7 protein-coding genes are annotated in these 6,285 nt (G+C 33.8%); all 7 read right to left on the reverse strand.

Annotated elements, in window-relative coordinates:
* Positions 1 to 199: type II toxin-antitoxin system VapB family antitoxin (locus tag LEP1GSC199_RS00060; protein ID WP_002975856.1), on the reverse strand; the 199-nt coding region annotated here is incomplete at its 3' end.
* A 303-nt stretch (positions 200 to 502) separates the two neighbouring features.
* Entirely contained in the window at positions 503 to 1,603 is a 1,101-nt protein-coding gene (locus tag LEP1GSC199_RS21390) for a potassium channel family protein (protein WP_002975853.1), read from the reverse strand.
* A gap of 373 nt (positions 1,604 to 1,976) precedes the next feature.
* The gene (locus LEP1GSC199_RS00070) at positions 1,977 to 2,183 is read right to left on the reverse strand and encodes a hypothetical protein (protein WP_002975852.1); all 207 of its coding nucleotides are present in this window, start codon (positions 2,181 to 2,183) and stop codon (positions 1,977 to 1,979) included.
* A gap of 2 nt (positions 2,184 to 2,185) precedes the next feature.
* On the reverse strand, positions 2,186 to 2,482 hold the full coding sequence (locus LEP1GSC199_RS00075) for a BrnT family toxin (protein ID WP_039925600.1): 297 nt from the start codon (positions 2,480 to 2,482) through the stop codon (positions 2,186 to 2,188).
* Positions 2,483 to 3,105: 623 nt separating this feature from the next.
* Positions 3,106 to 4,083: a hypothetical protein gene (locus LEP1GSC199_RS00080; protein WP_039925602.1), complete on the reverse strand. Its 978-nt coding sequence runs from the start codon at positions 4,081 to 4,083 to the stop codon at positions 3,106 to 3,108.
* Between the two features lie 1,027 nt (positions 4,084 to 5,110).
* The gene (locus LEP1GSC199_RS00090) at positions 5,111 to 5,899 is read right to left on the reverse strand and encodes a hypothetical protein (RefSeq protein ID WP_002975855.1); all 789 of its coding nucleotides are present in this window, start codon (positions 5,897 to 5,899) and stop codon (positions 5,111 to 5,113) included.
* 17 nt (positions 5,900 to 5,916) lie between these two features.
* Positions 5,917 to 6,285, reverse strand: a 369-nt coding sequence (locus LEP1GSC199_RS21540; RefSeq protein ID WP_039925605.1) for a hypothetical protein, incomplete at its 5' end; no start/stop codon positions are given.

Raw genomic sequence — 6,285 nt, forward strand, 5'->3', positions numbered from 1 at the left:
GGAACTTAAGCTCTGAGTTTTTTATAGTCACTTTTGAATCGTATTCAATGGTATTGAAAAACTTAATAATTTCTTTCTGTTTGTGCTTTTTAATAAATTCAATGAGTGCGGTGTTTACAGTTTCTCTTTTGGTTTTCAATCCACTTATTGAATAAGCTTCATCAAGTAATTTGGAGTCAATGTTTAGATTAGTGGCCATAAGTAATTCAATTCTTACACAATTATATGTGTGAGTCAATCATATAATTGCCTTTGATTCCACAAATTGTTATGCTTAAGCTTTGGGTTCGCGCAATTGCAACTAACGAACTAGCCTTAACGACGTAGGCTGACCCTGAGTCCCAACGGGACGTTAGGGACTGGAACGACACTTGCGCAGGCAAGGGGAGTGCCAGAAGCCTATGTGTCGCAGACCGAGCGAGGGCTTGTCCCGAAGCGAAGCGTTAAGGCGCTGTTATGCGAAGTATCTCAATTTTTTAATAAATTCATTATTTAAATTCAGTTAAAAATCACTATATTGGCGAGATAAAATCCAACCGGTAACCATTACCAGAAGAATACCGGAAAATGCTTCGATAGGAGCAATTATTTTGGATATACCACATGGAGTTATATCTCCATATCCTACGGTTGTAAATGTTATCGCGCTGAAATATTGCCAATCTAATAAGTTATATTTAGAATTATTAAGATAACCTATAAATGCATATAAAAACCCAAAAGAAAATATAATGAATAAAGAAAATAGTATCATTCTTGAGGTTGAATAGAAATTTTTAAAGATGCCGTAGATTAAAAAATTTAATAAAATATTTGGTTTTTTATATTTGTATACGTTGCATAATATGCTATTGCATTCTAAAAATAATGCCCCATTTTTGTTCGTTTTGAATGTATTCATAAACATAAGAAGTGCTTGAATTAAGTATTCTTTATGTTTTGTATTGTATATTGAATGTGATAAGTTTTCTATTGTTTTGATGTCGATTTCTACGTGAGAAAATTGTTTCGATAGATCTTTTTGAAACCACATAAAGGAAGAAGTGAATTGATACATTTTGAGTTCACGACCAAAGCTTTCCGAAATTTGAAAATTTGAGCAACTACCTGTGACTTCAAATAAAGTAAATTTACACTGAAGAATATATAATTGCACTTCTTGTTTACAGATTACCCTACAGTGATCTATTGTTCCAGAGATTTGGATAGTTGGATTGATAAACGAAGATTGACTATTACGATGGTTGTATTGAAACAAATTGAATTCACAGTTATCTATAAAAATGTTAGGTCCATCTTTGTCTAAATAACTAAGGTCATTTTTTTTTCTAGACTTTCCCCGTACATAGATGTTGACTTCTACGAGAGAATCTTCTATACGGAACGTTTCAGAAGTATTTATTAATACCCCTGGAATTTCTTTGTTTGGTAAAAGTATAAAAATGCAATTTTTGAAAATAACTGCGCAGCTAAGTTCTAGATAATCAATGTCGACTATGACAGTAATATTTTCAAATGTTGCCAAAGCCTGATTATTTGCGATATGTTCTTCGAACTTTGACAAATATAAATGGTAGTTTATTAGAAGTGATTTGTCATACATTTATTTTTCCTTATATTTTGTTTTGAGATATTTCGCATAACGAACTAGGGGAGACGACGTTCCTCGTAGCTGAGCCTTCGTAGAAGGCGTTAGCGTCGGCGCGCCTTCTTGCGGAGCGAGAAGCGTGACGGAGAGGAATGTGGCGCAGCCCAAGCGAGGCCTCGTGCCGAAGCGAAGCGTTTCCCCGCTGTTAGTCGCAGTAGGTTATTTAATAATTTTTATTATTATTTATACTAAGTTTTTTTTGTTAAATAATATGAAAAGGGAGACGGTTTATTTAGAATTGATCAGCTAATATTGAAAATAAGAGAATCCAGTTTCATCTTGAAAAATACTAGATAAATGAAGCGAACTGGAAATTAGAAACTAACAGTTATGCAGAAAGTTCTTTTTGTAGTTCAACTTCCTTTTTTAATACTTTATTTATAATTGAATTTATATCTTTACCCTTCGAAATAGCTATTTTCGAAAAATATTCTTCAATATCGTTATCTAGATAAATTGGTAGGTGGATATCCTTTTTATCTTTAATGTAAAAAATTCCTTTTTTGCCTTTTGAAAAGTCGTAATTTTTTTTCATAACTATTCTTTACCTAGTCTTTGGAGATATTCATTCTCCTCAGTTCTATTCGCCTGTCTTGCAGAAATTATTCTTATTTTTTCCTCTGATCTATTAGATTTGTCTACAAAAACAACAACTACAACGGTAAAATTTTCAATTTTTCCTATGACTAGCCATCTATCCTCATTTTCGGAATGTTTTTCATCTTGTATGTATATAGCATCTTTATCTAGAAATACTTCAGAGGCTTGTTTGAATGAAATATTATGCTTTTTTAGGTTTGAGGCGTTTTTCTTATGATCCCATTCAAATAGCATATATTTATTGAATAGAAACTTTTTAATTTGGTAAATTGCAATTTCTTTTCCTTTTTCTTAAATCTCTTATTTAGAATTAATTTTAACCTATTGCGACTAACGAATTAGGCTTACCGACGTTTCGTGTAGCTGAGCCTCTTGAAGAGGCGTTAGCGTAACACGGAATGTGCCTTTAGGCCGAGCGAAGGCCCCACGAGATCCAGATTTTTTCAGAAATCTGAGGCGAAGTGGACAAGGTCCTGAGCGAGCGGTAAGCCGCTGTTAATTGCAGTTAGTTCGTATAGTAATGAAGTTTAGTCGAAAGGTTCATCCAAGCCAGCGCAAATTTTTCTCTTAAATCTTAAAAAGCTAAAATCCTTAATAACACATTCAAATTAATATTGCACGCCGAGTCTTTTTAAAAGCTTTAAGCACCACAAAAATCATAAAAAAATTTGCGCGTTATAATCATTTGATCAACTAATTGCAATTAACGAACTAGTGGAGACGACGTTTCCCGACCCTGAGTCCCGGACGGGACGTTAGGGACTGGCACGGAGTTTGCGGATGCAAACGAGTGACAGAAGGGAAATGTGGCGCAGCCCAAGCGAGGCCTTGTGCCGAAGCGCAGCGTTTCCATGCTGTTATGCGCCGTAAGTTAATTTTTTTAAATCCATACAAAACTTAAAGTTTTCTTCATTGAATTGCTTTATGAATTTGAGAAGTTTTTTGTCGAAGGTTAAAATGTAGTGTTCAGGTATATAAATTAGTAATAGGGAGTCTGCAATATCATTTATTTTGATTTTTCTACCTGTTATGTAATAATCCAAGATAAGTTCAACTTTATATCTGTATGGAAGTAGGTAGCTCGGATCTTCCATTCTGCTCGTTAAAAAATTAATAATATCTAATTGATTTTTTTTGATATAGTTGATTGCTTTTTTTGGATAGTGATTTTCTCCATCGTTATGGTTTGCATTTTGAAAATTCTTTAAATAATCGGCGAGATCTAATTGATCTGATACACATTTGATAAAATAATTTATAAATATGTAATAAGCATTTGTTAGGTTTTCAAAAGAATCGTTCACGAATTTTATTCTTTTGTCATTATCTGGACAGAAATATGCAGATGTAATTTCTTCAGAGAATTTGGGAATCAAATTTTGAATCATGTCCATTAAATAAAAAAAGTTTTTTGAATCAAGTTCTGATTCATTTTCTTCATCTATTTCAGTAACCCCTGCTGAATAAGCTAATGTGAAATATAATATTTGAATTAATATAGAGAATGCTTTTGATATCAAAGCTTCGTTTTGAGTTCGAAAAACATTTTGTATTTTTTCTGTTTTATCATCCGATTCAAATATTTTTTTAATTATTTCTGTTGTAGGAAATTTAATTTTGTTAGGAACCGAATCTATAATAGATATATTAAATTTTGTAATTAAATTTCGAGCAGGTATCGCTCCTAATTGAACTGCTAATTCATTAAAACAAACTAGATTTGTAACTAGCAGACCAATTTCTGTGGAATCAGACAGCATTTTGATTGATTTTATTATATTATGCCCTGCGGGCTGACTAATTTCTAGAAGTATATTCGTATCAAGTATTAACATTTAACTTATGGCGCATAACGAATTAGGCTTACCGACGTTTCGTGTAGCTGAGCCTCTTTAGAGGCGTTAGCGTGACACGGAATGTGCCTTTAGGCCGAGCAAAGGCCCCACGAGATCCAGATTTTTTCAGAAATCTGAGGCGAAGTGGATAAGGCCCTGAGCGAGCGGTAAGCCGCTGTTAATTGCAGTTAGTTCGTATAGTAAAATATTTAAGTCGAAAGGTCAACAAAAGTGAGCGCAAATTTTCTCTTAATTCTTAAAAGCAAAAAATGCAAACTGCACTTAAATGGAGAGAAAAGCTTTAATTGTTCTCTTCCAAAGCTTAAATCGACAACACCTTGCTAAAAAAATTTGCGCGTTTTCTTCTTTTGATCAACTAATTGCAATTAACGAACTAGCTAACCAACGTAGGCTGACCCTGAGCCTCCGTACGGAGACGTTAGGGATTGGCACGAGCTTGCGGAAGCAAACGAGTGACAAAAGCCTATGTGCCGAAGGCCAAGCGAGGGCGAAGTCCCGAAGTGAAGTGGTTAGCGGTAGTTAATTGCAGTTGGTTTTTGTTGTATTTGCTAATAATACGAAGTGTTTGAAATCCCAGCGCGCAAATTTTCTTTCTTATTCTTGGTCTTCAAAGCCCGATAATCATTTTTGCATCATGCAAACCGTGACCAAAAAATAATAGGAAATGTAGCGAAATAAATCTCTTAATTCTTATTCTTTTCTTTAAAGCGCTTGAATCATTAACAAAGTAATAAAACCGATATAAAGATCTATTATTGAATTGAGCAAAGTTGGACTCTCACCTTTTAAGAAAAATTGCGCGCTGGTTTTTTTGAATAGAATTAACCAATTGCAATTAACGAACTAGTGGAGACGACGTTCCCCGACCCTGAGTCCCGCCGGGACGTTAGGGACTGGTCACGTAGCTTGCGTATGCAAGCGAGTGCCAGAAGGGGAATGTGCCGCAGGCCAAGCGAGGCCGTAAGTGCCGAAGCGCAGCGTTTCCATGCTGTTATGCGAAGTGCGATTAGTTTGTAAACTTATCTTGTTCCAAATTAAATTTTAATTCTTTTCCTTTTATCTTTGCTATAAAATAAGGATAATTGAATTTCCATTCAGGGAACTCTTTCTCATCTGTATCAAATTCTTCATGATACAAAATTTGAATTTCTTTTTTTAACTCGTCTTCTTCATTTTCAAAAAAGTTTGAATACTTGTTTTTTCCCTTTTCCTGTGTTTTAATAATTCTGAATGATTTGTCTTTCTTAAGTGTCAAGAAAGCATAGATTTGATTATTAGAACTGTAAAAATAGATTTTTCCCTCAGGATCAGGCCAGCCAATATTTCCTTCTTCAAATTCTGCTAAAGTTTTAAAATTACAATTTTTCCAATTAAACAAAATTATTTTTGAGAAATCACCGGAAGATCCATACATCCCATAGTTATCTTCAAAAATAATATCATTGTTGTTATTAAATTTAATGAAACCGTAAGCAATGGAAAGAGGAAAGTTTTCAGGAGTACATTTTTTTAATTCCTTGTCTTGAATTTTATCAGATTCCGGATTTATCTCCAATAATAAGTTATTTGTATTGTTATCGAAAATTCTAAAGAAACAAATTCTTTTAGTTTTACCTGAATCCCAAAGCGAAGCTGGTTGGTTTTTGCAAATAGGGTTTGAATTAGAATTAATTAAATCTATTCTTACTTTTTTATCCGGAGAAATTATAGAAGAAACTAAGGTTTCATCTTTGTTTACTTTTTTTTCAAAACAGCCTATTAGAAGAAAAGTTATTATAAGATATTTTATTTTCATGAACTTCCTTTTTAAATTTAGATTAATCGCATTTCGCATAACGAAATAGCCTTAACGAAGTTCCCCGACCCTGAGTCCCAACGGGACGTTAGGGACTGGCATGTAGCTTGCGTAAGCAAGGCGAATGCCAGAAGGGGAATTTGGCGTAGCCCGAGCGAGGGCTTGTCCCGAAGCGAAGCGTTAAGGTTGTGTTTTTCTTTTATGGATTTTAGTTTTTTCTCAAGTTCTAATCTGGAATTTTCCTCTATATTTATAGATAGTATTTTACCTTGCTTATCTTTTTCTATATGAACCTTTGGCCGTTCTAATTTGCCTTTTCGATTAGCGAATACCTTAACTACCCTGTCTTTAGTTTCTAATAAATAATATTTTTTGTCTTTGTTGTT

The organism is Leptospira vanthielii serovar Holland str. Waz Holland = ATCC 700522 (assembly GCF_000332455.1).
GTDB lineage: Bacteria > Spirochaetota > Leptospiria > Leptospirales > Leptospiraceae > Leptospira_A > Leptospira_A vanthielii.

Bases quoted from the DNA above. Each gene is read 5' to 3' on its own strand.
- LEP1GSC199_RS21390 (WP_002975853.1), bottom strand. From the start codon at position 1,603: ATGTATGACAAATCACTTCTAATAAACTACCATTTATATTTGTCAAAG.
- LEP1GSC199_RS00070 (WP_002975852.1), bottom strand. From the start codon at position 2,183: ATGAAAAAAAATTACGACTTTTCAAAAGGCAAAAAAGGAATTTTTTAC.
- LEP1GSC199_RS00075 (WP_039925600.1), bottom strand. From the start codon at position 2,482: ATGCTATTTGAATGGGATCATAAGAAAAACGCCTCAAACCTAAAAAAG.
- LEP1GSC199_RS00080 (WP_039925602.1), bottom strand. From the start codon at position 4,083: ATGTTAATACTTGATACGAATATACTTCTAGAAATTAGTCAGCCCGCA.
- LEP1GSC199_RS00090 (WP_002975855.1), bottom strand. From the start codon at position 5,899: ATGAAAATAAAATATCTTATAATAACTTTTCTTCTAATAGGCTGTTTT.